Origin of the sequence: Massilia aurea (genome assembly GCF_040790145.1) — a bacterium.
Lineage (GTDB): Bacteria > Pseudomonadota > Gammaproteobacteria > Burkholderiales > Burkholderiaceae_D > Telluria > Telluria aurea_C.
The window spans coordinates 309391-333179 of record NZ_JBFMMP010000002.1 but is presented as its reverse complement, the minus strand read 5'-3'; the positions used below and the strand labels follow the sequence as shown (position 1 = coordinate 333179).

The 23789-nt window shown below is 65.1% G+C and carries 24 protein-coding genes; 13 read left to right on the top strand and 11 right to left on the bottom strand.

Annotation, left to right across the window (positions count from 1 at the left end):
* Window positions 1–35: 35 nt before the first annotated feature.
* Entirely contained in the window at window positions 36–1169 is a 1134-nt protein-coding gene (locus AB2N08_RS06045) for a M14 family metallopeptidase (protein WP_367609727.1), read from the top strand.
* A 77-nt stretch (window positions 1170–1246) separates the two neighbouring features.
* Here the strand turns inward: AB2N08_RS06045 and AB2N08_RS06040 are convergent, their stop codons facing one another.
* The 3 genes from AB2N08_RS06040 to pmbA are packed head-to-tail and all read right to left on the bottom strand — an operon-like array spanning window position 1247 to window position 3763.
* A complete protein-coding gene (locus AB2N08_RS06040; RefSeq protein ID WP_367609726.1) occupies window positions 1247–2143 on the bottom strand; it encodes a DUF4214 domain-containing protein in 897 nt (298 codons plus the stop codon).
* An 18-nt stretch (window positions 2144–2161) separates the two neighbouring features.
* The gene (locus tag AB2N08_RS06035; RefSeq protein WP_367609725.1) at window positions 2162–2401 is read right to left on the bottom strand and encodes a hypothetical protein; all 240 of its coding nucleotides are present in this window, start codon (window positions 2399–2401) and stop codon (window positions 2162–2164) included.
* A 9-nt stretch (window positions 2402–2410) separates the two neighbouring features.
* Window positions 2411–3763 (bottom strand): metalloprotease PmbA, encoded by a 1353-nt coding sequence (gene pmbA, locus AB2N08_RS06030; protein WP_367609724.1) that lies wholly within the window; start codon window positions 3761–3763, stop codon window positions 2411–2413.
* A 93-nt stretch (window positions 3764–3856) separates the two neighbouring features.
* On the opposite strand from pmbA, the gene yjgA reads away from it, so the two are divergent.
* Genes yjgA through AB2N08_RS06015 form a run of 3 tightly spaced genes read left to right on the top strand, consistent with a single transcriptional unit; the run spans window position 3857 to window position 5734 of the window.
* The gene (yjgA, locus tag AB2N08_RS06025) at window positions 3857–4462 is read left to right on the top strand and encodes a ribosome biogenesis factor YjgA (RefSeq protein WP_367609723.1); all 606 of its coding nucleotides are present in this window, start codon (window positions 3857–3859) and stop codon (window positions 4460–4462) included.
* Window positions 4440–5069 carry a molybdopterin adenylyltransferase gene (mog, locus tag AB2N08_RS06020; protein ID WP_367609722.1) on the top strand — a complete coding sequence of 210 codons (630 nt, stop codon included), beginning with the start codon at window positions 4440–4442 and terminating at the stop codon, window positions 5067–5069. Before yjgA ends, mog begins: the two co-directional genes overlap by 23 nt.
* Window positions 5066–5734 (top strand): alpha/beta hydrolase, encoded by a 669-nt coding sequence (locus tag AB2N08_RS06015; protein WP_367609721.1) that lies wholly within the window; start codon window positions 5066–5068, stop codon window positions 5732–5734. The genes mog and AB2N08_RS06015 overlap by 4 nt, the downstream gene beginning before the upstream one ends.
* A gap of 159 nt (window positions 5735–5893) precedes the next feature.
* Here the strand turns inward: AB2N08_RS06015 and AB2N08_RS06010 are convergent, their stop codons facing one another.
* Window positions 5894–7219 (bottom strand): aspartate aminotransferase family protein, encoded by a 1326-nt coding sequence (locus AB2N08_RS06010; RefSeq protein WP_367609720.1) that lies wholly within the window; start codon window positions 7217–7219, stop codon window positions 5894–5896.
* Window positions 7220–7361: 142 nt separating this feature from the next.
* On the opposite strand from AB2N08_RS06010, the gene AB2N08_RS06005 reads away from it, so the two are divergent.
* Entirely contained in the window at window positions 7362–7949 is a 588-nt protein-coding gene (locus tag AB2N08_RS06005; RefSeq protein WP_367609859.1) for a carboxymuconolactone decarboxylase family protein, read from the top strand.
* Window positions 7950–8066: 117 nt separating this feature from the next.
* Here AB2N08_RS06005 and AB2N08_RS06000 read toward each other — a convergent pair whose 3' ends face one another.
* The 3 genes from AB2N08_RS06000 to AB2N08_RS05990 form a co-directional block, all read right to left on the bottom strand.
* Entirely contained in the window at window positions 8067–8918 is an 852-nt protein-coding gene (locus AB2N08_RS06000; RefSeq protein ID WP_367609719.1) for a fumarylacetoacetate hydrolase family protein, read from the bottom strand.
* 78 nt (window positions 8919–8996) lie between these two features.
* Window positions 8997–9353 carry a c-type cytochrome gene (locus AB2N08_RS05995; RefSeq protein ID WP_367609718.1) on the bottom strand — a complete coding sequence of 119 codons (357 nt, stop codon included), beginning with the start codon at window positions 9351–9353 and terminating at the stop codon, window positions 8997–8999.
* Window positions 9350–9916: a c-type cytochrome gene (locus AB2N08_RS05990; protein ID WP_367609717.1), complete on the bottom strand. Its 567-nt coding sequence runs from the start codon at window positions 9914–9916 to the stop codon at window positions 9350–9352. Before AB2N08_RS05990 ends, AB2N08_RS05995 begins: the two co-directional genes overlap by 4 nt.
* A gap of 156 nt (window positions 9917–10072) precedes the next feature.
* On the opposite strand from AB2N08_RS05990, the gene AB2N08_RS05985 reads away from it, so the two are divergent.
* The 4 genes from AB2N08_RS05985 to AB2N08_RS05970 are packed head-to-tail and all read left to right on the top strand — an operon-like array spanning window position 10073 to window position 14252.
* Window positions 10073–10447 carry a c-type cytochrome gene (locus AB2N08_RS05985; protein ID WP_367609716.1) on the top strand — a complete coding sequence of 125 codons (375 nt, stop codon included), beginning with the start codon at window positions 10073–10075 and terminating at the stop codon, window positions 10445–10447.
* A 10-nt stretch (window positions 10448–10457) separates the two neighbouring features.
* Window positions 10458–11420 (top strand): cytochrome c oxidase subunit II, encoded by a 963-nt coding sequence (gene coxB, locus AB2N08_RS05980; RefSeq protein WP_367609715.1) that lies wholly within the window; start codon window positions 10458–10460, stop codon window positions 11418–11420.
* Window positions 11417–13921 carry a cytochrome c oxidase subunit I gene (ctaD, locus tag AB2N08_RS05975; protein ID WP_367609714.1) on the top strand — a complete coding sequence of 835 codons (2505 nt, stop codon included), beginning with the start codon at window positions 11417–11419 and terminating at the stop codon, window positions 13919–13921. The genes coxB and ctaD overlap by 4 nt, the downstream gene beginning before the upstream one ends.
* 4 nt (window positions 13922–13925) lie before the next feature.
* Complete coding sequence (locus AB2N08_RS05970; protein ID WP_367609713.1) at window positions 13926–14252, top strand: hypothetical protein; 327 nt, start codon at window positions 13926–13928, stop codon at window positions 14250–14252.
* Window positions 14253–14326: 74 nt separating this feature from the next.
* On the opposite strand, the gene AB2N08_RS05965 is transcribed toward AB2N08_RS05970, so the two are convergent.
* The 3 genes from AB2N08_RS05965 to AB2N08_RS05955 all read right to left on the bottom strand — a co-directional run bounded on the left by AB2N08_RS05965 (window position 14327) and on the right by AB2N08_RS05955 (window position 18382).
* Window positions 14327–15643, bottom strand: a complete 1317-nt coding sequence (locus AB2N08_RS05965; RefSeq protein WP_367609712.1) for a PQQ-dependent sugar dehydrogenase — start codon at window positions 15641–15643, stop codon at window positions 14327–14329.
* 78 nt (window positions 15644–15721) lie between these two features.
* Window positions 15722–16984, bottom strand: coding sequence for an MFS transporter (locus AB2N08_RS05960; protein ID WP_367609711.1), 1263 nt, complete (start codon window positions 16982–16984; stop codon window positions 15722–15724).
* Between the two features lie 21 nt (window positions 16985–17005).
* The gene (locus AB2N08_RS05955; protein ID WP_367609710.1) at window positions 17006–18382 is read right to left on the bottom strand and encodes a KamA family radical SAM protein; all 1377 of its coding nucleotides are present in this window, start codon (window positions 18380–18382) and stop codon (window positions 17006–17008) included.
* A gap of 289 nt (window positions 18383–18671) precedes the next feature.
* Between AB2N08_RS05955 and AB2N08_RS05950 the strand changes: the two genes are divergently transcribed.
* Together AB2N08_RS05950 and AB2N08_RS05945 are read left to right on the top strand one after the other, a co-directional pair.
* Complete coding sequence (locus AB2N08_RS05950) at window positions 18672–19127, top strand: cache domain-containing protein (RefSeq protein ID WP_367609709.1); 456 nt, start codon at window positions 18672–18674, stop codon at window positions 19125–19127.
* An 83-nt stretch (window positions 19128–19210) separates the two neighbouring features.
* Window positions 19211–20911, top strand: coding sequence for a methyl-accepting chemotaxis protein (locus AB2N08_RS05945; protein WP_367609708.1), 1701 nt, complete (start codon window positions 19211–19213; stop codon window positions 20909–20911).
* Between the two features lie 9 nt (window positions 20912–20920).
* Here the strand turns inward: AB2N08_RS05945 and AB2N08_RS05940 are convergent, their stop codons facing one another.
* Window positions 20921–21493 (bottom strand): DNA-3-methyladenine glycosylase, encoded by a 573-nt coding sequence (locus tag AB2N08_RS05940; protein WP_367609707.1) that lies wholly within the window; start codon window positions 21491–21493, stop codon window positions 20921–20923.
* A gap of 161 nt (window positions 21494–21654) precedes the next feature.
* On the opposite strand from AB2N08_RS05940, the gene AB2N08_RS05935 reads away from it, so the two are divergent.
* Both AB2N08_RS05935 and AB2N08_RS05930 read left to right on the top strand, forming a co-directional pair.
* A complete protein-coding gene (locus tag AB2N08_RS05935; RefSeq protein WP_367609706.1) occupies window positions 21655–22512 on the top strand; it encodes an HDOD domain-containing protein in 858 nt (285 codons plus the stop codon).
* A 223-nt stretch (window positions 22513–22735) separates the two neighbouring features.
* Window positions 22736–23488: a glucose 1-dehydrogenase gene (locus AB2N08_RS05930; RefSeq protein WP_367609705.1), complete on the top strand. Its 753-nt coding sequence runs from the start codon at window positions 22736–22738 to the stop codon at window positions 23486–23488.
* Window positions 23489–23789 lie beyond the last annotated feature (301 nt).

The window sequence follows — 23789 nt, the reverse complement described above, 5'->3', positions numbered from 1 at the left end:
TCTTCTTTGACGTATTCCCAACACAGGACGACACCATGTCTATCAAGATCAGCAGCCAATTCGACGCTGGCGCCATCGAGGTCGTGAACGCCACGAGCGCGAACGCCATCGACCTGAACATCCGCAAGGATTCGCACGCCGACATCATCCAGTGGTTCTATTTCCGCCTGCAGGGCGCGCAAGGGCAAGCCTGCACCATTCGCCTGCTCAATGCCGGCCAGGCGGCCTATCCGGCCGGCTGGGAAGGCTACCAGGCGATGGCGAGCTACGACCGCGTGAACTGGTTCCGCGTGCCGACGTCGTTCGACGGCAGCGTGCTGTCGATCGAGCACACGCCGGGCATGGACAGCGTGTACTACGCCTACTTCGAGCCGTATTCGTTCGAACGTCACCTCGAGCTGCTCGACCGCGCCCAGATGGCCGAAAACGTGCGCATGCTCGACCTGGGTTCTACCGTCGATGGCCGCGACCTGAACATGCTGGTGGTCGGCGAGCCGGCCGAAGGTAAAAAGAAGGTCTGGGTCATCGCGCGCCAGCACCCGGGCGAGACGATGGCCGAATGGTTCGTCGAAGGCATGCTCGACGCCCTGCTCGACCCGGCCCACCCGTTCGGCCGCCAGCTGCTGAAAGAGTCGGTGTTCTACGTGGTGCCGAACATGAACCCGGACGGCTCGGTGCGCGGCAACCTGCGCACCAATGCGGCCGGCGCGAACCTGAACCGCGAGTGGCTCAATCCAAGCATGGAGCGCAGCCCCGAGGTGTTCCTGGTGCGCCAGAAGATGCACGAGACGGGCGTGGACGTGTGCCTGGACGTGCACGGCGACGAAGGCTTGCCGTACGTGTTCGTGGCCGGCAGCGAGTCGCTGCCGAACTTCACGCCGGAGCAAGGCGCGGCGCAAGACCGCTTCATCGCCGACTTCAAGATCGCCAGCCCGGATTTCCAGGATGTCTACGGCTACGGCAAGTCGCCGTACACCGACCAGACCCTGACCATGGGTTCGCCGCACGTCACGCACACCTTCGGCGCGCTGTCGCTCACGCTGGAGTTGCCGTTCAAGGACAATGCCAACGATCCGGATCCGCTGGTCGGCTGGGATGGCGCACGCAGCGCGCGCCTCGGTGCTGCGGTGCTGCAGCCGGTACTCAATGCGATCCGCGCGCGCAAGTAACACGTAACAGCGAACGTTGAAATGCAAAGCGCCGTCGATATCGACGGCGCTTTTTTATCGCAAGACGGCCGATACAATCAGCCGTACGACACGTACTCGAAACCGTTGGCGATCAGGGGCGCGACCGCCGCGATGTTTTCCGTGCTGTCGCTGATCGCTTCGAGCACCTGCGCGGTGGTTGCCTTGCCGGTGTCGAGCAGGCCGGACCAATAGGCCAGGCCGCCGGCATCGGGCGCGCGGTCCAGGATATTCGTGTAGTACTTCGTCACCAGTTCGGTATTGCTGGTGACGCTGCCATACATCGTGGTGTATTCGGCGCTGCGAATGAAATCCGCCGCGATGTCGACGATGTTCGCGCCATCGTCCAGGCGGTCGATCCAGAAGCCCAGGCCGATCAGGTCGGGCGCGCGGTCGAGCGCGGCCTCGTACAGGCGGTAGATGGTGCCGCCATTGTCGTTGGCGCCGACGTCGATCGCGATACTTTTGTCGGCGAATTTCAGGCGCTCGACGTTGACCAGGGTATCGCTGCCGGCCGCGCCGGTCACGGCAAACGAGCTGTCGCTGCCCCGCAACGTGTAGCTCGCGGCGCTGCCGGCGTACATCGCGGTATCGATGCCACCGTAGCCGTTGATGAAGTCGTTGCCTGCGCTGCCGGTGATGGTGTCGGCGCCCCCAAGCACGTAGGCGTAGGTTTGCTGGGTATCGAGTTCGTTGCGCGCAAATTGTGCGATGCGGCCGGCATCGAGCAGCGCATCCGAGACGCGGTAGACCTCGGCGTTGTTCTCGAAGAAGGATGAGCCGGTGACCGTGCCGGTCACGCGGTCGATGCCGACATAGGTGAACGCGCCGCTGAAGGTTTGCTTGAAGCCCCCGCCCTCGATCGTGATGCGGCTTGTAACCGCCTCGGTGATGGTCCAGTCCCAGTCCTGGGCAGTACGGAAGTCAAATGCTCGATACAGTTGGATGCTGGCCATGCGCGATCCTTTCAGAGATTAGAGATCGACGCCCAGATGTGCCTTGACCCAGGCGCTGGCGTCGCTGCTGCTGTCGAAATGCAGGCTGGCGATCGCGGTTTTATCCGGCGCCAGGAAGGTGGCATACACCTTGCGGCCGTCCCCGCTCGAACTGAGCAGATCGGATTGGGGGGCGAGCTCGATGGTGGCTACCAGGTCGAGGTTGAGCAGCACGGTCTTCAGGCTGCTTTCCTTGTCGATACGAACGAAGCGGGTCATGCGGTTTCCTTAGTTGCCGGCAATGACCATCTTCTCGATCAGGATCGAGCCGGTGGTCTTGTTGCCGCGCACCAGCGTGTCGGTGCCGACGGCAACGATCTGCTGGAACATATCGCGCATATTGCCGGCGATCGTGATTTCTTCGACCGGGTACTGGATCACGCCGTTCTCGACCCAGTAACCGGAGGCGCCGCGCGAATAATCGCCGGTGACGTAATTGACGCCCTGCCCCATCAGTTCGGTAACCAGCAGGCCCGTGCCGAGCGTGCGCAGCATGCCTTCGAAGTCATCGGTGCGGCGAGTGTCGGTCGAAACGATCTCGAGGTTGTGCGAGCCGCCGGCATTGCCCGTGGTTTGCATGCCCATCTTGCGCGCCGAATACGACGACAAGAAATAACCTTGCAACACGCCATCCTTGATGACCTTGCGGCGCACGGTCTTGACACCTTCGTCATCGAACGGGGCCGAGCCGACGCCGCCGATCAGGTGCGGGTCTTCCACCACCTGGATGTGGGACGGGAACACTTGTTTGCCAAGCATGTCGAGCAAGAACGTGGACTTGCGGTACAGCGCACCGCCCGAGACGGCTTGCACGAACGCGCCCAGCAGGCCGGCCGCCAGCGGCGCCTCGAACAGCACCGGGCAGGTGCGGGTGCTGAGCTTGCGTGCATTCAGGCGCGCCAGGGCGCGCTCGGCGGCGTAGCGGCCGACTTTTTCGGGCTGGGCCAATTGTTTGGGGTCGCGCGACGAGGTGTACCAGTCGTCGCGCTGCATCCCGTTGCCTTTGCCGGCAATGGGCGCGACCGAGATCGTGTGGCGCGAGAACGGGTAGCCGGCCAGAAAACCGCGCGAATTGCCGGCGACGAAGTGCGACTGCTGCACGTAGACACTGGCGCCTTCGCTATTGGTGATGCGCTTGTCGACGGCGAACGCGGCCGCTTCGCAGCGCCGCGCCAGCTCGACGGCTTCTTCGGTGGCGATCTGCCACGGGTAGAACAGGCGCAAATCGCGCGGGGCGGTTTCTATCAGGTCGGCGTCGGGCAGGCCGGCGCAGTCGTCTTCGGCCGTGAAACGGGCGATATTGGACGCTGCTTCGACGGTGGCCTTGAGCGAGTCGGTGGAAAAATCGGACGTGCTGGCGTTGCCGCGACGCTGGCCGAAGTACACCGTGATGCCCAGGCCCTTGTCCTTGTTTTGCTCGATCGTCTCGATGTTGCCTTTACGCACAGAAACCGACAACCCGCTTCCTTCACTGATTTCGACCGCCGCGTCGGACGCGCCCTGTTCGCGCGCGAGCGCCAGCATGTCACGCGCCAGCTGTTTCAGCTGATCTTGAGTGTGGGTAAAAGGGGTGTCGTTCATGGGTGTTTTTCGTGGCCGGCCCTAAAACAGTTATCATAGCAGCCGTTTACTGTTTTCACTGATCGGCCCAGCGCCAATCAAATCATCCAAATCATGCCTAATCCAAATCGCGGCTCGGTGGGCTTCCAGTCCAACGAGTTCGAACCAGAGTACGACCGTCCTTCCAAGTCTGAGCTCAAGCGCCAGTCGAACGAGCTGCAAAAGCTCGGCGAGCAGCTCGTCGAAGCAGCGCGCGATCGCGTCAAGCGCGTCGAGATGCCGGAGGACGTGCGCGAGGCCATCCTCACGTGCCAGACCATCACCAACCACGAAGGCCGCCGTCGCGCGCTGCAGTTCGTGGGCAAGAAGATGCGCACGCTGAACGAAGAAGAAGTCGCCGTCATCCAGCGCACGATCGACAGCTGGAAAGGCGCGTCGAAAGCCGAAACGGCGTCGCTGCACGCGCTCGAACGTCGCCGCGACAAGCTGCTGTCGGACGACGCCGCGCTGACCGTGCTGCTCGAAGAAAACCCGGAACTCGACGTCCAGCACCTGCGCACCCTGATTCGCAACGCGCGCAAGGAAGTGGCCGAATCCAAGCCGCCAAAGGCCTTCCGCGAAATCTTCCAGATCCTCAAGGACCTGCAAAAGAAAAAGAAAGCCGACGCCGCTGCCGCTGCCGACGACGAAGCGAATGATGACGAGTCCGACGACGAGTAACGCTGTCGCTGACGACATGCTGGTGATCGGCCTTGTCTCCGTCTCCGACCGCGCCAGCGGCGGGGTCTACGAAGACAAGGGCATCCCGGCGCTGAACGACTGGCTGGCCAGTGCGATCACGACGCCTTACCGTCTCGAGACGCGCCTGATCCCGGACGAGCGCGCGGCCATCGAAGCCACGCTGACCGACCTGGTCGACACGGCCCGCTGCCACCTGGTGCTCACCACCGGTGGCACCGGCCCGGCGCGGCGCGACGTCACGCCCGAGGCCACGTTGGCCGTCGCCACCAAGGAGATGCCGGGCTTCGGCGAGCAGATGCGCCAGATCAGCCTGCGCTTCGTGCCGACCGCGATCCTGTCGCGCCAGACGGCGGTGATCCGCGAGTCTGCCGACCATGCGGCCCTCATCATGAACCTGCCGGGCCAGCCCAAGTCGATCAAGGAAACGCTCGAAGGCCTCAAGGACGATGCCGGCAACACGGTCGTCGGCGGCATCTTCGCGGCCGTCCCCTACTGCATCGACCTGATTGGCGGCCCGTACATGGAAACCAATCCGGCGGTGAGCACCACCTTCCGCCCCAAATCGGCATTGCGAAAGACACCATGACCCAGCTGCTGGACAATATCGAGATCGAGACCGCCCCGAACCCGGAAATCGCCATCGTCTGGCTGCACGGCCTGGGCGCCGACGGCAACGACTTCGTGCCGCTCGTGCGCGAACTCGACCTGGCCGGCTTGCCGGGCATCCGCTTCGTGTTCCCGCATGCGAACACGATGCCGGTGACGATCAACGGCGGCTATGTGATGCGCTCGTGGTACGACATCGTCGCTACCGACCTCACGCGACGCGAAGACGAAGGCGGCCTGCGTGCCTCGCAACTGCAGGTCGAAGCGCTGATCGCGCGCGAAAAAGCGCGTGGCATTCCTGCCTCGCGCATCATCCTGGCCGGCTTTTCGCAGGGCTGCGCGATGACGCTGCAAACGGGCTTGCGCCATCCCGAGAAACTGGCGGGCATGCTGTGCCTGTCGGGTTATCTGCCGCTGGCGAGCGTCGCCGGCGCCGAACGCCATGAGGCGAGCCTGGGCACGCCGATCTTCATGGCGCATGGCGTGCAGGACCCGGTGGTGCCGTTCGCGCGCGCCGAAGAGTCGCGCAAGATCGTCGAGGCGCTCGGGTATCAGGTGGAGTGGCATGCGTACCAGATGCAGCACACCTTGTGCCTGGAAGAGGTGCAGGACATCGCGAAGTGGATTCGCAAGGTCGTGGCTTGATGTGACCTGATTGGTGTGCGGGCTGACTTGGATTCCCGCCTCCGCGGGAATGACGTTTTCAGGCACGTGACCAAGATGTTGTACCCGTAGTCCGCTACTTATGCACGTCGTTCCCGCGGAGGCGGGAACCCAAGTCCGCCGCGTACCACAAACGCCACATCACCCTGCGATCGCCGCCTTCACCGCGTCGACCAGCCGCGACACGATCTCCCCCAACTCCCCCTCGCTCACGATGAACGGCGGCGCCAGCAACACGTGGTCGCCGTGCTGCCCATCGATCGTCCCGCCCATCGGATACACCAGCAAACCGCGCGCCATCGCCTCGGCCTTGAGCGCCGCGTGCAGCTTGCGCTCCGGCGCGAACGGCGCCTGCGTCGCCCGATCGCGCACGAACTCCAGCGCCAGAAACAGCCCGCGCCCGCGGATATCGCCCACGTGTTCATGCGCGCCAAACGCATCGCCCAGCATCCGGCGCAGCAGCGCGCCTCGGCTGCGCACCTGCGCCAGCAGATCGTCGCGTTCGATCACCTGCTGCACCGCCAGCGCCGCCGCCGCCGCCACCGGATGGCCGATATACGTGTGCCCATGCTGGAATATGCCGCTGCGCTGGCGCAGCGTGTCGACGATCGCCTCGTGCGCCAGCACCGCGCCGATTGGCTGATAGCCGGCGCCCAGGCCCTTGGCCATGGCCACGATGTCGGGCGCCACGCCTTCTTGCCCGATCGCGTACATGCTGCCGGTGCGGCCCATGCCGCACATGACTTCATCGGCGATGAACAGGATCCGGTGGCGGTCGCAGATATCGCGCACGCCGCGAAAGTAGCCGGGCGTGGGCGGGATCGCGCCGCCGGTGGCGCCGACTAACGGCTCGGCGACGAAGGCGATGATGGTGTCGGGGCCGGCCTTGATGACCGTCGTTTCCAGTTCGTCGAGCAGGCCGGCGGTGTAATCGTCGAGACTCAAGTCCCCGGTGCGGCCCCGGTATTCGTAACAGGGCGCGACCCGCAATGCATCTTTCAGCAGCGGCGCGAAGGCGCGCTTGCGCCACTCGTTGCCACCCACGCCCAGCGCGCCGAGCGTGTTGCCGTGGTAGCTCTGGCGACGCGCGATGAATTGCGTGCGCTGCGGCTCGCCCACCTCGACCCAGTACTGGCGCGCCAGCTTGAGCGCGGTCTCCATCGCTTCCGAACCGCCCGAGACGAAATACACGCCGCCCATGCCTTGCGGCGCGCCGTCGATCAGGCGATCGGCCAGTTGCTCGGCCACTTCGGTGGTGAAGAATGCGGTGTGGGCATAGGCGCAGCGGTCGATCTGGCGGTGCATGGCCGCGATCACGTCCGGGTGGCCGTGGCCCAGCGACGACACGGCCGCACCGCTGCTGGCGTCGAGGTAGGTTCTCCCGTTGCTGTCGCGCAGCACGATGCCCTCGCCGCCGACCGCCGTGGGCGGCATATGGCGCAGGTTGCGGTGGATGATGTGGGTCATGAAGGCGTCCTCGCGATGGATGTGACGCTTGACGATAAGCGCGCGCCGAAGCACTTCTTTTGATTTTTGACGCAGGGCGTGCGAATATTTTCCTGCATTCAATTTCGATACAACAGACGGATATTTCACATGAATGAACCGTATGAATGAACGCCTCGGCCCCATCCCGGATCACGCATTGACCTCGGCCCAGCGCGCCGCCGCGCAAGAGATCATCGACGGCCCGCGCGGCGCCGTGTATGGCCCGTTCGTGCCGCTGCTGCGCAGCCCCGAGCTGATGCTGCATGCGCAGCGCATGGGCGAATACCTGCGCTATCGCAGCGCCATTGGGGCGCGCCTGTCGGAGCTGGCGATCCTGGTCACGGCGCGCCAGTGGAACCAGCAAGTGGAATGGGCGATCCATGCGCCGATCGCGGCCCAGGTGGGCATTCCGGCATCGGTGATCGCGGCGATCGCGGCGCGTGAACGGCCCGCCGACATGCTGGTCGACGAGGCGGTGGTGCACGACTTCTGTATCGAGCTGCACGAGACGAAGGCGGTATCGGACCGCGTGTACGCGGACGCGCTGGCGCTGTTCGGCGAACAGGGCGCGGTCGACCTGATGGGGATTTGCGGCTACTACACGCTGCTGGCGATGGTGATGAATACGGCGCAAACGAGCGTGCCGCAGGTTGGGGGGGCGCTGGCACACTTGGATTCCCGCCAAGGTGGCCGACGAGGCCGGGAATGACGTGCGAAGGGTATGGGCTTACGCAAAGTCGAAACTCATACTCACCCTACATCCTAAACCAACGTCGTTCCCGCGGAGGCGGGAACCCAAGTCCGTCGCATACAACCAACGCGAAAATCACCCCTTCGGATACGCCACCACATCCGCCTGCTGCTCGCCCAGGCCCGCAATCCCCAGGCGCAGCTGGTCGCCCTTTTTCAGGAAGCGCTGCGGCGTGCGGCCCATGCCCACGCCCGGCGGCGTGCCGGTGGTGATGATGTCGCCCGGTTCGAGCGTCATGAAGCGCGACACGTAGCTCACCAGTTGCGCCACGCTGAAGATCATGCTGCCCGTGTTCCCGGTCTGCATGCGCTTGCCGTTCAGTTCCAGGTACAGGTCGAGGTCTTGCACGTCGAGGACGTCGTCGCGCGTGACGAGGAACGGGCCGACCGGGCCGAACGTGTCGCAGCCCTTGCCCTTGTCCCACTGCGAACCCATCTCGAACTGGAAGGCGCGCTCGGACAGGTCATTGACGACGCAATACCCGGCCACGAACTTGTGCGCGTCTTCTTCGCTCACGTACTGCGCGCGCGTGCCGATGATGACCCCGAGTTCGACTTCCCAGTCGGTTTTCTTCGAGCCCTTGGGCAGCTGGATCGGATCGTCCGGACCGTTCAGGGAACTGATCGCCTTGGTGAAGAAAATCGGTTCGGCCGGCACGGCGGCCCCGGTTTCGCGCACGTGATCGAGGTAGTTCATGCCCACGCCGATGAATTTGCCGATGCCCTTGACCGGCACGCCCAGGCGCGGATTACCGCGCACGAGAGGCAGCGTTTTCTGGTCGAGCTTTGCCAGCTTGCGCAGCGCCTTGTCGGACAGCTGCGACGGATCGATGTCGTCGATGATCCCGGACAGGTCGCGCAGGCGCCCCTCTTCATCGAACAGGCCCGGCTTTTCCTTGCCCGGGCGGCCATAGCGCACCAATCTCATGATTTCATCCCTCATCCCTATAGTGAGTGCGGACCGCCATCGGTCCGCGCAGAACCGGGAATGATACCAAGGATCTCCTTAGTGGCTCAGCAGATAGGCGCTGATGTCGATCGCATCGCGCTCGCTCACGCCCATGTCCGGCATTGCGTTGCCCGGATCGATCGCCTGCGGATCGCGGATCCAGCGCACCAGGTTGGCCTGGTTGTTCGGCAGCTTGCCGGCGATATAGCGCTGCTGCGCCAGTTCGTCGAGCGGCCGGCCCACGCGCACATCGGAGCCCGGCACGCCCGGCACCACGTGGCAAGAATGGCAGGCATACTGCGCTGCGGCGATCTTGCCGCGCATCGGGTCGCCCACGATGCCCGGCGCGAGTTTCGGCGCGCAGCCGGCCAGCAGTGCCGACAATGCGAGGACAACGGTCATTGTGGCTTTCATGGCTGGCCCTCCTGCCCTTGTTGCGCGCGGCCGGTCGCCGTCTGCTTGACATGTGCTGGCACGGCGCCGCCGGCCGTCATGCGCTTGAAATCCTGGCTCGTCATGCCCGGCATGGCGCCGACGAAGGCCACGACCGCCCACAGATCCGGTTCGCTCAGATGGTATTCCCAGGCCGGCATGCCGCTCATCTTGATGCCGTTGCGGGTGATCCAGTACAGCTCGCGCGTCTTCCAGTTGACGTCCGCATCGACCAGCGGGCCCGGGGCCGGCTGCATGCTCATGCCGATGCTGTTGGGCGCGACGCCCGGGCCGCCATGGCACTGCACGCAATTGGCCTGGTAGACAAGCGCGCCGCGCTGCAGCTGCGCCGGCGTGCCCAGGCCCTGCGGCACCACGACCTCGCGCGCGTGGTTCTGCACCGAGTACTGCATGCCCTCGCCGAGCACCTTGTAGACCAGCGCATAATGCTGCGTGATCGCGCTCAGGTCATAGAATCCGCCGCGCAGGACGACCAGGCCGCCAACAGCGCCGATCGTGCCTGCGCCGAGCAGGGTCAGCACCATGGTCTTGACAATAAGTCGTGCGCGATTCGATAGCATAGCCTAGGGCGTCCAGTTGAAAGAATGACATCTAATTTCCTTGTATTATAAAAGCCACAGCTTTTTCACGAAAAATCAAACGTGCGCAACCCACATCGTCAATACGAACGCTTGTTTCCAATGCTGAGGACTTGCCTCAGTGCCAGTGCGCTGCTCGTCTGTGCAGCACTGGCAAGCGGCTGCGCCAGGGACGAACCTGCCTCGCGCGTCGTTGGCGGCAACCCCGAACGCGGCCGCCTGCTGGTGCAGCAATACCAGTGCGCCGCGTGCCACTTCATCCCCGAAGTACAAGGCGTGGGCGGCGATGCCGGCCCGTCGCTCGAGTATATGGGCCGCCTCAGCTACATCGCCGGCAGCATCCCGAACCAGCCCGAGAACATGATCCGCTTCCTCCAGAATCCCCCCGCCGTGAAACCCGGCACCCTGATGCCGGCGCTCGGCATCACCAATGACGAGGCGCGCCACATGGCCGCCTTCATGTATTCGCTCAAATGAATACATCCCGATGAACGATATTCAATCCGTCATGCATCCGGCCGGCGCCGACGCGGCCATCATCTACCAGTTCACGTGGGTCCTGTTCGTCGGCGGCGCCGTGATCTTCGCCATCGTCATGGGCCTGCTCGCGCTGGCAATGCGGCGCCAGGCGCGCCCGATCACGCCTGGCGTCTGGATCCTGGGCGCCGGCATTGCGTTCCCGGTGGTCGTGCTCACGGCGCTGCTCACCTGGAGCACCTGGCGCAGCGGCCAACTGGCGCCACAAACGTCGCACAAGGCGTTGAGCATTTCGGTGACCGGCAAGATGTGGTGGTGGGAAGTGCGCTACCGCGATCCGGCCAGCAACCGCGACATCATCAGCGCCAATGAAATTGTCATCCCGGTCGGTGAATCGGTGTACCTGGGATTAACCTCGTCGGACGTGATCCACAGCCTGTGGGTGCCGTCGCTGGCGGGCAAGCGCGACATGATCCCGGGCCGCGTGACGGGCCTGAACCTGCGCGCCGACAAGCCGGGTACCTACCGCGGCCAGTGCGCCGAATACTGCGGCGAGCAGCATGCGCGCATGGCGTTCCACGTGATCGCGCTGCCGCGCCCCGAATTCGATGCCTGGCTCGCGCGCCAGGGCCAGCCTGCGGCGCCGGCCGACACCACGGTGCTGCAGCGCGGCCGCGACGCCTTTTTGGCGCAGCAATGCCAGGCCTGTCACACCATTCGCGGCGTGACCGACGTCGCGCCGCACCTGGACGCGAACCGCATCGCCGACACGTCGCGGCTCGGCCCCGACCTGACGCACATCGGCAGCCGCCGGCACATCGCCGCCGGCACGCTGCGCAACCACCGCGGTACGCTGGCCGGCTGGATCGCCGACCCGCAAGCCATCAAAACGGGCGTCTTCATGCCGCCTTCCCCGGACCTGGACGGCGAGACCCTGCGCGCACTGGCCACCTACCTCGAGCACCTGAAATGACGCGCGACGCAACCTTACCCAACTCTGCCCCTCGCCCGCCAGAGGAGCTGGAAAAACTGACCGCCGTGTGGAAGACGCCATCCGGCCTGGGCTTCTTCAAGTCGGTCAACAACACCAATATCGGCCTGCTGTACATCGGCACCGCGATCCTGTTCTTCATCCTGGCCGGCATCCTGGCCCTGATCATGCGGGTGCAGTTGTCGGTGCCCGACAACGACCTGGTCTCGGCCGGCACCTACAACCAGATCTTCACGATGCACGGCACCGTGATGATGTTCCTGTTCGCGATTCCCATCGTCGAGGCCATCGCGGTGTACTTGCTGCCGAACATGCTCGGCGCGCGCGATCTGCCGTTCCCGCGCCTGTCGGCCTACGCCTTCTGGTGCTACGCCTTCGGCGGCCTGGCGTTCTTCTGCACGCTGTTCTGGGGCCTGGCGCCGGACGGCGGCTGGTTCATGTATCCGCCGCTGACCGGCATGAAGTATTCGCCCGGCCTGAACGCCGACTTCTGGCTGCTGGGGATCGGCTTCATCGAGATCTCGGCCATTGCCGGCGCCATCGAACTGATCGTCGGCATCCTGTTTACGCGTGCGCCGGGGATGACACTGCGCCGCATGCCCGTGTATGCGTGGGCCATGCTGGTCGTGGGCGTGATGATCGTGATCGCCTTCCCGGCCGTGATCGCCGGCACCGCGCTGCTCGAACTCGAGCGCGCCCTGAACATGCCGATCTTCGACCCCGAACGCGGCGGCGACCCGATCATCTGGCAGCACCTGTTCTGGTTCTTCGGCCACCCCGAGGTCTACATCATCTTCTTGCCGGCCGCCGGCATGATCTCGACGATGATCCCGACGATTGCCGGCAACCGCCTGGTGGGCCGCCGCGCGATCGTCGTCGCGCTGGTGGGCGTGGGCATCTTCAGCTTCGGCCTGTGGGCGCACCATATGTTCACGGCCGGCTTGGGCGTCATTGAAATGAGCCTGATCTCGGCCGCCAGCATGGCGGTGGCCATCCCCACCGGCATCCAGGTATTCGGCTGGATCGCCACGCTGTGGAGTGGCCGCATCAGGATGAACGCCCCGACGCTATTCATGCTCGGCTTCATGTTCATCTTCGTGCTCGGGGGGCTCACCGGCGTGATGGTGGCCGTGATTCCGTTCGACTGGCAGGTGCACGACACCTATTTCATCGTCGCCCACCTGCACTATGTGCTCATCGGCGGCATGGTGTTCCCGGTGTTCGCCGCGATCTATTACTGGATCCCGCTCATCAACGGCAACACGATGTCCGAGAGCTGGGCCAAGTGGATCTTCTGGCTGCTGTTCGGCGGCTTCAACGTCAGCTTCTTCCCGATGCACATCACGGGCCTGTTCGGCATGCCGCGCCGGGTCTACACCTATTCGAGCGAGATGGGCTGGGATGCGCTGAACATGATCTCGACCCTCGGCTCGTTCATGTTCGCCACTGGCATCCTGCTCATGATCGTCGACGCCACGCGCACGCTGCGCCGCCCGACCAAAGACGTGGGCAACCCGTGGAACGCGGCCACGCTCGAATGGCTGCCGTCGGAGGACTACGGCAACCGCAGCATCCCGATCGTTACGTCGGATGACCCGCTGTGGGACCAGCCGACGCTGTCGCAAGAAGTGGCCGAAGGCCGCCATTACCTGCCCAATACCGCCACCGGCCGCCGCGAAACCATCGCCACCAGCCCGGTGAGCGCCAAGCCGACTTACCTGATGATCCTGCCGGGCGACAGCTGGCTGACCGTGCTGGGCGCCTTCGGCACCGCCGGCTTCTTCCTGCTGCTGACCGTCAAGGCCAATCTGCTGGCGGGCATCTGCGCCGTCATCGCCATCGCGTCGATCATCGCCTGGCTGTGGCAGTCGGACCAGAAAACAGGCTTGCGCGAAGCAGCCATCGGCGGGGGCATCACGCTGCCGATTGGCGCGCGCGGCACGGCCTCGCATTCGTGGTGGGGCACGTTCATCATGCTGATCGTGCTGTTCCTGATTTACTGCTCGTTCGCGTATGTCTACATCCATACGTCGATGCGGCTGCAGATCTGCCCGCCGCCGGGCGCATCGCTGCCTGCGGCGGCGTGGACGCTGCTGTCGGCCGGCCTGCTGCTGGGCGGTTCGGTGCTGGTGTGGCTGAGCGACCGGGTGTCGAACAAGCTCACGCCGTGGGTGCTCTTGCTGGCTCTTGCCTCGACTGCGGCCGCCTTCGGCGTGGACGTCTACAGCTGGCGCCTCGTGCACCTCGACGGCACCCGCGATGCGTGGAGCGCGTCGATCTCGATCCTGCTCGGCTTCCAGGGCATCATGCTGTTCGTGCTGCTGCTGGCCGGTCCGTACCTGTGCGTGCGCGCCTGGCGCGGCATGATCGTGCCGCAGAACCGCGCCACGCGCGACAATATCGCGCTGATCTGGCACTACGTGACGCTGCAGGGCTTCACCGGTTTCCTGGTGATCCGCGGCCTGCTGCTGGTAATGGAGTGATGCGATGAACGACCATTTCTTCGGGCGCGCCACGCGCGCCTCGCTCCCGTTCCTGATCTGGGCAGCGCACTTCGCGTTCGCGTACATCGTCGCGGCCAGCCAATGCACGCCGGGTGCGTTTCGCGCGGCGGGGCCCAATCCGTGGCTGCTGGGCGGCGCGACCTTGCTGTCGATGGCGGCCTGCGCGTGGGTAGGCGCGCTGGCCGGCAAGCGACTGCGCCAGGGATCGGAAGAGTTTGTGGATTACGTGGCAGCGGCCAGCGCGGTACTGGCCACCGTGGCGGTGGCGTGGACGGGGATTCCGGTGTTGCTGGTGACGGGATGCGCTTGACCGTGCATCCCGGATTGTTAACTTCTGCACGTCGTTCCCGCGGAGGTGGGAACGACGTGCTGGCGTGGGGTGTGTTACCCCGCGTCAGGCACCACGCGCCAGATGACGTTACCTACGTCATCGGCCACCAGTACCGCGCCCTTCTTGTCCACCGCCACACCCACCGGCCTGCCCTGCGCCTCGCCGTCCTTGTTGACGAAGTCACTGAGGATGTCGACCGGCTTCCCGTTCGGCATGCCATCCTTGAACGGAATGAACACGACGTTGTAGCCCGAGCGCGGCTTGCGGTTCCAGGATCCGTGGTTGCCGACGATCGCGCCGTTTTTATACTGCGCCGGCAGGAGCGAGCCTTCATAGAACGTCAGGCCCAGCGCCGCCACGTGCGCGCCCAGGGCGTAATCGGGCACGATCGCCTTGTCGACCAGATCCGGGCGCTGCGGCTTGACGCGTGCGTCGACGTTCTTGCCATAGTAGCTGTATGGCCAGCCATAGAAGCCGCCCTCTTTCACCGACGTCAGGTAATCGGGCACCAGGTCGCTGCCGATCTCGTCGCGCTCGTTCACGACCGTCCACAGCGCGCCGGTTTCCGGGTTCCACGCCATGCCGTTCGGATTGCGCAGGCCCGACGCGAACACGCGCGTGGTGCCGCTGGCGATGTCGATTTCGAGGATCGCGGCGCGGTCCTTTTCGGCGTCCATGCCGTTTTCGGCGACGTTGCTGTTCGAGCCGGTGGTGGCGTACAGCTTCGTGCCGTCCTGGCTGGCGATGATGTTCTTGGTCCAGTGATGGTTGAGCGGCCCGCCCGGCAGCGGCGCGACCGGCTGCGCCGCCTCGGTGATTTCGGTGACGCCTTCCTTGTACCTGAAGCGCACGATCGCGTCGGTATTGGCCACGTACAGCATGTCGCCCACCAGCGCCATGCCGAACGGCGAGTGCAGGTTCTTCAGAAAGACGCTTTTCAGTTCAGCCACGCCGTCGCCGTCGGCATCGCGCAGCAGCGTGATGCGGTTCGCGCTCGGCACACCGCCACCAGCTCTGGCCATCACCTTGTCCTGCACCCACTTGCGAATCCCGCCGGCGTCAGGCTTGGCTGGTTTGTTCGACTCGGCCACCAGCACGTCGCCGTTCGGCAGCACGTACACCCAGCGCGGATGGTCGAGCGCCGTGGCGAAGGCGTTCACGTCCAGCCCGGCCGCCGCCGTTGGCGTCACGCCCGCGGGCCAGCCGGTGGCCTTGGCGATGTGCACCGTCGGGATCAGGGATTTATTTGGTTCCTTGAGCTCGGGCTGCGGCCCGACGTCGGCGCCTTGCGGCAGCGTCGATTTGTCGCCGCACGCGGCCAGCAGCAGGATGGTGGCGCCAGCGCACAGGCGCGGCAGATGGTGTCGCATGGTGTTCCCCCAAAATACATCGTGGGGAAATCTTATATTGACAAAACATCACGCCACGTTCGTTACGTGCAAGCAACCTCAAGTGGCCGGCAGGGGCGCGCTCCTGCGCCGGCGCGCATAGTTCCATAGCCCGGGCACCTGGATCAGTACCAGCAACGCGAACGCATTCTGATAGGCCGCCGCCGGCGCATGGCCCAGCAAGTCGGGCTTCCACAAGCCGATCACCAGGCCAAACCCGGCCTGCACCAGGAAGGCGCCGATGAAGATCAGCAGATTCAGGAACGTCGCCGCGCGGCCGGTCAGTTCGCGCGGCATCGACTGGGCCACGATCGCGTACTCGATGCCGGTGACCGTGCCCGCCAGCGTGAACATCACCGACAGCCACTGGAAACTGGGCCGGTAGCCGATCACGAACGCCGCCTGGATCAGCACGAACATCGTGATGCCGGCGGCGGCCACGTCGAGCGGCGGCATGCCGCGCCGGCCGGCCCATTCGGTGATCATGCCCACCGCGATCGCGCCGAACACCACGGCCGCCATGCCCAGGTACAGCAGGTAGGCGACAGCGTCCTCCGGGTACAGCGCCACGTCGGCCAGCCAGCGCCCGATCCACAGGCCCTGCACGCCGAAGAACACCGCGTGCGGGATCAGCACCAGCGAGACCACCGCGCGAAAGCCCGGCGCGCGCCAGACGTCGCGCAGCGCCGGCAGCAGCGGGCTGCGGCTGGCCGGCGCATCATCGGTCTTCGGGTACAGCAGCCCGATCAACAGGCCGGTGCAGGCGACCAGCCCCGCCAGCAGCACGAACAGGCCGCGCCAGTCGGTGTACTCGAGCATCGCGCGCACCGGCATGGTGGCGCTGGCCGCGCCCATGCCGCCGACGGCGATCAGGTAGCCGTGCACCGACGGCAACCGGTTCGGTGCGATCCACGTCGACACCGCCTTGACCGCTGCCATGAAGCAGCCGCCCAGGCCACAGCCCATGACGGCGCGCGCCGCCAGCAGACTCCAGAATCCGCCGCCATGCGCGAACAGCAACGCGCCGCAGGACGCCACCAGCAGCATCGCCACCTGCACCCGGCGCGGCCCGTAGCGATCCAGCGCCATCCCGACCGGCAGCTGGACCAGTGCGAAGGCGAAGAAGAACGCGCTGGTGAGCAGTCCCAGTTGGCCAGGGGTGAGCGCGAGCGCGCCGGCCAGTTGCGACGCCAGCACCGCGTTCACGTTGCGCAGCAGCGAAGACAGGTAATGCCCGAGCGCGAACGGCACGAAGACATACACGAACACCGCCACGCCGGACAGGCGCGAGGGGGCGGGCGACACCAGGGCGGCGGGCTGCATCGTCGATACGCTCGGTGACCATCAGGCCGCGTCAGGCTGCGCTTGCCCGCGCCGGCCGGCCAGCACCAGCGGGATCACGCGCCCGCCGCCGCTCTCTTCCTCGAAGAAGAAGCGGTCGCGCCCGAACGCGGGTTTCAGGTGATCGAGCCAGGTGGCTTCGGCGTCGTACTTGGCGAAGAACGGCCGCCGCACCCACGCCGGATTGCGCGCTTGCAGGAACTGCAGCGCAAACAGCTTTTCGCCGTTGATCGTGACCACGCCGTCGATCACGACCTTGCCGGGAAAGGCGCTCATCGACGGGCCGCGCACGGTGCGCGACAGGCCCGAGACCATTGAATAGGCTTCCTGGAAGATGGCGTGGGCGCGCGCCAGCGGCAGCGCGAAGTAGTCGCTCGGGCCGGTGTCGCGCTCGACGAACATATAGTAGGGAATCGCGCCCAGGCGCACGCCGGTGGTCCACAGCTCGGCCCAGCTTTTCGGGTCTTCGTTGATGTGGCGGATCAGCGGGCCCTGCATGCGCAGCGTGGCGCCGGTGCCGACGATGCGCTTGACCGCCTGCTGCGCAATCGGCGCGCGCAGTTCGACCGCGTGGTTGTAGTGGCCCATGATTGCCAGGTTCTTGCCGCTGTCGACCACCTTTTCGAACAGGCGCAGCAGGTCGTCGCTGTCCTTGTCCGACACGAAGCGCTGCGGCCAATACGCGACCGACTTGGTGCCGATGCGGATGTTCTGGATGTGGGCCAGCTCGGGGATCAACAGCGGCTCGAGGAATTCGGCCAGCGAGCGCGTATTCATGATCATCGGATCGCCCCCGGTGATCAACACGTCGGTGACATCGGGATGCACCTTCAGGTAGTCCACCAGTTCGCCGCATTCGCGCGCATCGAACTTCATCTCGTCCATGCCGACGAACTGCGGCCAGCGGAAGCAGAAGGTGCAATAGGCGTGGCAGGTCTGGCCGGCGCTGGGGAAGAACAGCACCGTCTCTTTGTACTTGTGCTGCAGGCCCTTGAGCGGCGCGTCGTTCACGCGAGGCACGTTGTGCGTCATCTGGCCGGCCGGGTGCGGGTTCATGCGCATGCGGATCGCGTGCACCAGGCGCGCGATCGCGGTGTCGTCCTTCTTGTACAGCACCAGGTCGCGCAACTGCTCGTATTCGGCGCTCGGGAGCATGTCGCGGTGCGGGAAGGTCAGGCGGTAGATCGGATCGTCCGGCACGCGCGACCAGTCGATCAGGTTATCCATCACATACGCATTGGTGCGAAACGGCAGCACATGAGACACCACCTGCACTGCTTCCTGCAGCTCGGGTGTGAGCCATTCCCATTGGCGCGCGGTCACGATCGACTGGCGCGTAAAAGGCTTGAACTTGGTGGGCGTCGTTTCAGTCGTGTTCACGAAAATCTCCAGAAGAAGACAAGGGGGAAAGCCGGCAAATTGCCGGAAAGAATCCATCTTAGGGAGGCCGCATGCGCTGAGATTGCCAACAATCAATGAGATTGTTTCTGACGTCGGGAATAGGACAAATGCGGGTCAGCGTAGGAAAAAATGACGCTTCGGCACAACGGCGCCAGTGCGATTTTCGTGGGTTTGTGCGAGCGCAATCCAGTAACAACACGCATCGTTAGAGTAGTGAATGCACTCAAGCAATATTTCTTAGGAATACACCGCGAAAGGAAGTACCGCCATGAAACTGATCGCCACCGCCGCCGCCCTGTGCCTGGGGCTGGCCTCGACCGCCGCCCTGGCCAATGAGCCGACCGAGAAAGACGCCATCGCGATGGCCGAGCGCGGCGCCGCCCTGATCAAAGCCAAGGGCAAGGATGAAATGATGAAACGCATTAACGCCAAGGACCCGGAATTCGTCCAGGGCCCGCTGTATGTCGACCTGCGCGACGTCAAGACCGGCATCGTGCTGGCCCACCCCTACAACCCGTCGATCGTCGGCAAGGACCTGACCGACGTGCCCGATGCGAACGGCAAGAAGTACCGGCGCGAGATCATCGAGCTGGCCGCCGCCAAGGGCAAGGGCTGGGTCGATTACCAGTACAAGAACCCGACCACCGGCAAGATCGAGCCGAAAACGACGTACATCCTGCTGGTCGACGGTGTGGTGCTGGAAGCCGGCATCTACAAGAAATAAGTCTGCCCTGCCGCCGTGTATCCCCTGCTGTCGCTGCCGTCGCGCTCCTACCCGCGATGGCAGCTTTTTTTGTGGAGTGACCCATGCTGAACAAACTGCGGATTGGCCAGAAACTACTGCTGGCCCCGGGCCTCGTGCTCGTGCTGCTGACCATGCTGTCGGGCGCCGCCTGGTACGGCATGGTGCGCCAGAACGCCTCGCTGGAAAACATGGTGCAGGTACGCGCGGCGCGCCTGCAGGCGGTGGCCGATGTCGCCGGCGAGGCCCGCTTCGCCCACGCCAACGCCTATCAGCTGCTGGCCTGGACCAACGGCAGCTTCGCCCAGAACCGCTTGAGCGCGCTGACGGCCGACATCGGCCGCCGCCACGCCGCCATCGGCGACAAGCTGGGCAAGTTCGCGCAGGCCGCCGGGGTTGAAGAACGCGCGCCGGTCGAGGCATCGCAGGCGGCGCTGGCGCGCTACCGCAAGGCGGTCGGCGAGACCATTGAAATGGCGGCGGTAGACCAGTCGATTGCCACCAACTCGATGCAGAAGGCCGAGCAGCAGTTCGGCGCGCTCGACGCCGAGCTGACCCACCTGGCCCAGATCGAAAAGAAAATGAGCCAGGATGCGTACGCCGCCGCCAAGGCCGAATTTCGCACCCTCGGCTGGACCATGGCCGGCCTGGTGCTGCTGTCGATCGCGTTGTCGTTGTCAGTGACGATGCTGGTGCGGCGCGCGATGCTGGCCGGGATCCACTCGATCGCGCACACGGTCGGCGAACTGGCCGAAGGCCGGCTCGATGCCCCGCCGGTGGGCGCAGAAGGCCGCGACGAAATCGCCGATACCGGGCGCGCGCTCGATCACACCATCGCGCGCCTCAACTCGGCGCTGCGCAGCGTGATGACGGCGGTACGCTCGATCGACACGGCGTCGCAGGAAATCGCCAGCGGCAATATGGACCTGTCGAGCCGCACCGAACTGCAGGCCGGCTCGCTCGAGCAGACGGCCAGCACGATGGAGACCCTGACCACGGCCGTGAAAGACAACGCCACCAATGCGCGCCAGGCCTCCGAGCTTGCGGCCGAAGCGGCGCAACTGGCCGCGCGCGGCGGCCAGGCAGTGCAAGGCGCGGTGACGACGATGGAATCGATCCAGGCCAGCTCGCGCAAGATCGTCGAGATCATCGGCGTCATCGACGGCATCTCGTTCCAGACCAATATCCTGGCCCTGAACGCGGCGGTGGAAGCGGCGCGCGCCGGCGAGCAGGGCCGCGGCTTCGCGGTCGTGGCGTCCGAAGTGCGCACGCTGGCCCAGCGTTCGGCAGCGGCGGCCAAGGAAATCAAGGGGCTGATCGCCGACTCGGTCAGCATCATCGAACGCGGCAACGCATCGGTCAGCGAAGCCGGCGCCAGCATGGGCGACATCGTCTCGTCGGTGCGCCAGGTGAACGACATCATTGGCCGCATCAGCATCGCCAGCACCGAGCAGGCCGACGGCATCGCCGAAGTCAATCGCGCGGTCGGGCAGATGGACAGCATGACGCAGCAGAACGCGGCGCTGGTCGAAGAAGCGGCCGCAGCGGCCGAAAGCCTGCACGAGCAGACCGTCAACCTGGCCAAGGCGGTGGCGATCTTCCGCATCGCCCCTGGCGACGGCGAGGCAGCGGGGATGGGCGCGCAGGACGACGACGCGATCGACGTGGATTTCCAAGGCGTGCCAGAGCGCCGCGTTCCCGCCAGCACGATGCGCGCCAAACCGGTGCCGGCCCTGCCGCCGGTGACGGCGCGGCGGCGCGCCTGAGGTCGGGGCTTAACCGCGCATCGGCCGGCTCAAAAAGCGCGAGCCGGCCAGCCCGAAGCGCCACGGTACCTCGATCGCTTTCGAGATGCCGATGCGGATGCCTTCCACGACCAGCAGTCCGGCTTCGGCCGGCAGCAATGTGAACGACGCGCCGGCCAGCGCCATGCCATCGTGCGCACGCGTCACGCCCAGCGCCTGACACAATTTGCCCGGGCCCGAACACAGCGCGCGTGCGTCCAGCGCATCGCGCCGCGCGCGCATGATGTCCAGCCCCGCCACGGGTTCCAGCGCGCGGATCAAGACCCCGGCGCCATGCCCGGGCTCGCGGCACACGAAGTTCAGGCACCAGTGGATGCCGTACGAGCGATACACGTAGGCATGGCCGGGCGGCCCGAACATCGACGCATTGCGCTCGGTCTCGCCTGAAAACGCGTGCGAAGCCGGGTCTGCGCGGTCATACGCCTCGGTCTCGACGATACGGCCGCCGACGCCGTTGACCAGCACCGTCACGCCGATCAGCTGGCGCGCCACGACGGCGGCATCGGCTGAAAAATCAATCCCTGCAATGGTCGACAAGCTCATGGAGCGATTCTAGCGCGCTCGCCCGGCGCCCGGCGCTATGGTGAAATTGACACAGCAACCGGCAAAATCCCACATTGCCTTGGTGCAATATCCAGGCGACTCCGGTATAGTGAACGGGTCCTCCGCAATCGCCGAGATGCCCTCTCGCGCCCCGTTACTTCATGAATACCGTCGTCGAGTCCGCCCCCGAAGTCGACCAGGTCGATGCCCTGATCAAGTCGATCCGCATTCCGCCGCGGCCGAGCCTGCTCGCCGACCTGCAGCGCGAACTGGGGTGCGAAGACCCGTCGCCCGACGCCATCGGCAAGATCGTGGCGAGCGACGTCGGCATGTCCGGCGCCCTGCTCAAGCTGGCCAATTCGGCTGTCTACGGCGGCCGGCACAAGGCCAAGTCGATCGAGCAGGCCATCCTGTTCCTCGGCATTAACCAGGTGGCGGCGCTGATGACGGGGCTGCTGGCGCGGCAGGCGATTCCGGTCAACAGCGCCGCGCTGGCCAGCTTCTGGGACATCTCCACCCGCCGCGCGCACGCGATGGTGTTCCTGACGCGCCGCCTGCGCATGGGCGAGCCGGACGTGGCCCACACCTTCGGCCTGTTCTGCGACACCGGCGTGCCACTGCTGATGGACCGTTTCAAGGATTACAACGTGACCTGGGGCGCGGCGTCGATGGATGCCCATCGCCCGTTCACCGCACTTGAAAACGAACGCCACTCGACCAGCCACGCCACGCTGGGCTGCCTGCTGGCCCGTAACTGGGGGCTGTCGGAGAACGTCGCCTGGGCCATCCTGCACCATCACGACTACGCCGTGATCGACGATCCCGCCACCGCCGCGCCGGTGCGTTCGCTGATCGCCCTGTCGCTGCTGGCCGAGAACGTGATCTGCCGCTACCAGGGCCACGCCGAGTCGAACGAATGGAACAAGGGCGGCGCCCTGGCCTGCGCCTACCTGGGCCTGTCGGACGAAGAAACCGCCGAGATCCTGGACGAGCTGCTTGAAGCGTTTCACGAAGACTGAGTTTTGACTGGCCGGCTGCGCCAGTCCGGGCCATTCTCGTCCTGGCAATTCGACATCAGCGTGAAGTTGGTTTTTTGTGAATGAGTCGCAAAATGCCGGGAACCAGCATCTCGTCGTGAGGTGGTCATCCAGGCTGGCGACACATCTCTGTACTAACCAGTACGATTACTTGCCGAAGTGTTGAAACTTCTGCCTCTCCATCAACAACGCAGGAAGGCACGTCATGTCATCGATTTTGCAAGGAAAAGTCGCGCTGGTTACGGGCGCAGGCTCGGGTATCGGTCGCGCCGTCGCGATCGCCTACGCTGCCGAAGGCGCCAAGGTCATCGTCTCGGACATCAACCGCGATGGCGGCGAAGCCGTGGTCGCGGCCATCAAAAAGGCCGGCGGCGACGCCTTCTTCGTGCTGGCCAATACCTCGCTGCCCGAAGACAACGAGGCGCTGGTCGGCGCCACCATCAAGCACTACGGCGCGCTGCACATCGCCTGCAACAATGCCGGCGTGGGCGCGCCACCGGCCGATCTGGGCGACTACGAGATCGCGAACTGGGACAAGGTCATCGGCGTCAACCTGTCCGGCGTGTTCTATGGCATGCGCTACCAGTTGCCGGCGCTGCTGGCCTCAGGCGGCGGCGCGATCATCAATATGGCGTCGATCCTGGGCCAGGTGGCCACTGCCCAGAACAGCGCCTACGTCGCGGCCAAGCACGGCGTGGTCGGGCTGACCAAGGCGGCCGCCATCGAATACGCCACGCGCGGCATCCGCATCAACGCCGTCGGTCCCGGCTACATCGACACGCCGCTGCTGCAGACCATGTCGGAAGAAGCGCGCGCGCCGCTGATCGCGCAACATCCGATCGGGCGCCTGGGCACGTCGGAAGAAGTGGCCGAGCTGGTGGTGTGGCTCAGTTCCGACAAGGCGTCGTTCGTCACGGCCTCGTACTACGCGGTCGATGGTGGCTTGCTGGCACGCTGAGCGTCACCCCTCAGCGCGGGATGCAGTTCGCGCGCTGAGACACTACGTTCATTTTTGGCAACGCATAACGCGAGCCGGCGCTCAATATGAAAACAGCAGACCATTCATTAGACGCAGCAGAGCCGTCGTCCCGCAACACCAACCTCGATACTTCTCACATCACCGAACGACGACGCCATGAAGAATTGCAGAGTCGCAGGGCGCAGTAGTGGCATGCGCAACATGCCGATTTTGTCGCCGGCTACAACCGAGCCATAGAAAAGGACGGCCTGGCACTTCAGGAATGGCGCGCCTTCTGATT

What these genes read in the sequence shown, in the direction of transcription:
- AB2N08_RS05930 (WP_367609705.1), top strand. Translation starts at nt 22,736, where the DNA reads ATGTCATCGATTTTGCAAGGAAAAGTCGCGCTGGTTACGGGCGCAGGC.
- pmbA (WP_367609724.1), bottom strand. Translation starts at nt 3,763, where the DNA reads ATGAACGACACCCCTTTTACCCACACTCAAGATCAGCTGAAACAGCTG.
- AB2N08_RS05940 (WP_367609707.1), bottom strand. Translation starts at nt 21,493, where the DNA reads ATGAGCTTGTCGACCATTGCAGGGATTGATTTTTCAGCCGATGCCGCC.
- mog (WP_367609722.1), top strand. Translation starts at nt 4,440, where the DNA reads ATGACGAGTCCGACGACGAGTAACGCTGTCGCTGACGACATGCTGGTG.
- ctaD (WP_367609714.1), top strand. Translation starts at nt 11,417, where the DNA reads ATGACGCGCGACGCAACCTTACCCAACTCTGCCCCTCGCCCGCCAGAG.
- AB2N08_RS06040 (WP_367609726.1), bottom strand. Translation starts at nt 2,143, where the DNA reads ATGGCCAGCATCCAACTGTATCGAGCATTTGACTTCCGTACTGCCCAG.
- AB2N08_RS05935 (WP_367609706.1), top strand. Translation starts at nt 21,655, where the DNA reads ATGAATACCGTCGTCGAGTCCGCCCCCGAAGTCGACCAGGTCGATGCC.
- AB2N08_RS06015 (WP_367609721.1), top strand. Translation starts at nt 5,066, where the DNA reads ATGACCCAGCTGCTGGACAATATCGAGATCGAGACCGCCCCGAACCCG.
- yjgA (WP_367609723.1), top strand. Translation starts at nt 3,857, where the DNA reads ATGCCTAATCCAAATCGCGGCTCGGTGGGCTTCCAGTCCAACGAGTTC.
- AB2N08_RS06035 (WP_367609725.1), bottom strand. Translation starts at nt 2,401, where the DNA reads ATGACCCGCTTCGTTCGTATCGACAAGGAAAGCAGCCTGAAGACCGTG.
- AB2N08_RS05985 (WP_367609716.1), top strand. Translation starts at nt 10,073, where the DNA reads ATGCTGAGGACTTGCCTCAGTGCCAGTGCGCTGCTCGTCTGTGCAGCA.
- AB2N08_RS05945 (WP_367609708.1), top strand. Translation starts at nt 19,211, where the DNA reads ATGCTGAACAAACTGCGGATTGGCCAGAAACTACTGCTGGCCCCGGGC.
- AB2N08_RS05960 (WP_367609711.1), bottom strand. Translation starts at nt 16,984, where the DNA reads ATGCAGCCCGCCGCCCTGGTGTCGCCCGCCCCCTCGCGCCTGTCCGGC.
- AB2N08_RS06045 (WP_367609727.1), top strand. Translation starts at nt 36, where the DNA reads ATGTCTATCAAGATCAGCAGCCAATTCGACGCTGGCGCCATCGAGGTC.
- AB2N08_RS05965 (WP_367609712.1), bottom strand. Translation starts at nt 15,643, where the DNA reads ATGCGACACCATCTGCCGCGCCTGTGCGCTGGCGCCACCATCCTGCTG.
- AB2N08_RS05995 (WP_367609718.1), bottom strand. Translation starts at nt 9,353, where the DNA reads ATGAAAGCCACAATGACCGTTGTCCTCGCATTGTCGGCACTGCTGGCC.
- AB2N08_RS06000 (WP_367609719.1), bottom strand. Translation starts at nt 8,918, where the DNA reads ATGAGATTGGTGCGCTATGGCCGCCCGGGCAAGGAAAAGCCGGGCCTG.
- AB2N08_RS05990 (WP_367609717.1), bottom strand. Translation starts at nt 9,916, where the DNA reads ATGGTGCTGACCCTGCTCGGCGCAGGCACGATCGGCGCTGTTGGCGGC.
- coxB (WP_367609715.1), top strand. Translation starts at nt 10,458, where the DNA reads ATGAACGATATTCAATCCGTCATGCATCCGGCCGGCGCCGACGCGGCC.
- AB2N08_RS05970 (WP_367609713.1), top strand. Translation starts at nt 13,926, where the DNA reads ATGAACGACCATTTCTTCGGGCGCGCCACGCGCGCCTCGCTCCCGTTC.
- AB2N08_RS06005 (WP_367609859.1), top strand. Translation starts at nt 7,362, where the DNA reads ATGAATGAACGCCTCGGCCCCATCCCGGATCACGCATTGACCTCGGCC.
- AB2N08_RS05950 (WP_367609709.1), top strand. Translation starts at nt 18,672, where the DNA reads ATGAAACTGATCGCCACCGCCGCCGCCCTGTGCCTGGGGCTGGCCTCG.
- AB2N08_RS06010 (WP_367609720.1), bottom strand. Translation starts at nt 7,219, where the DNA reads ATGACCCACATCATCCACCGCAACCTGCGCCATATGCCGCCCACGGCG.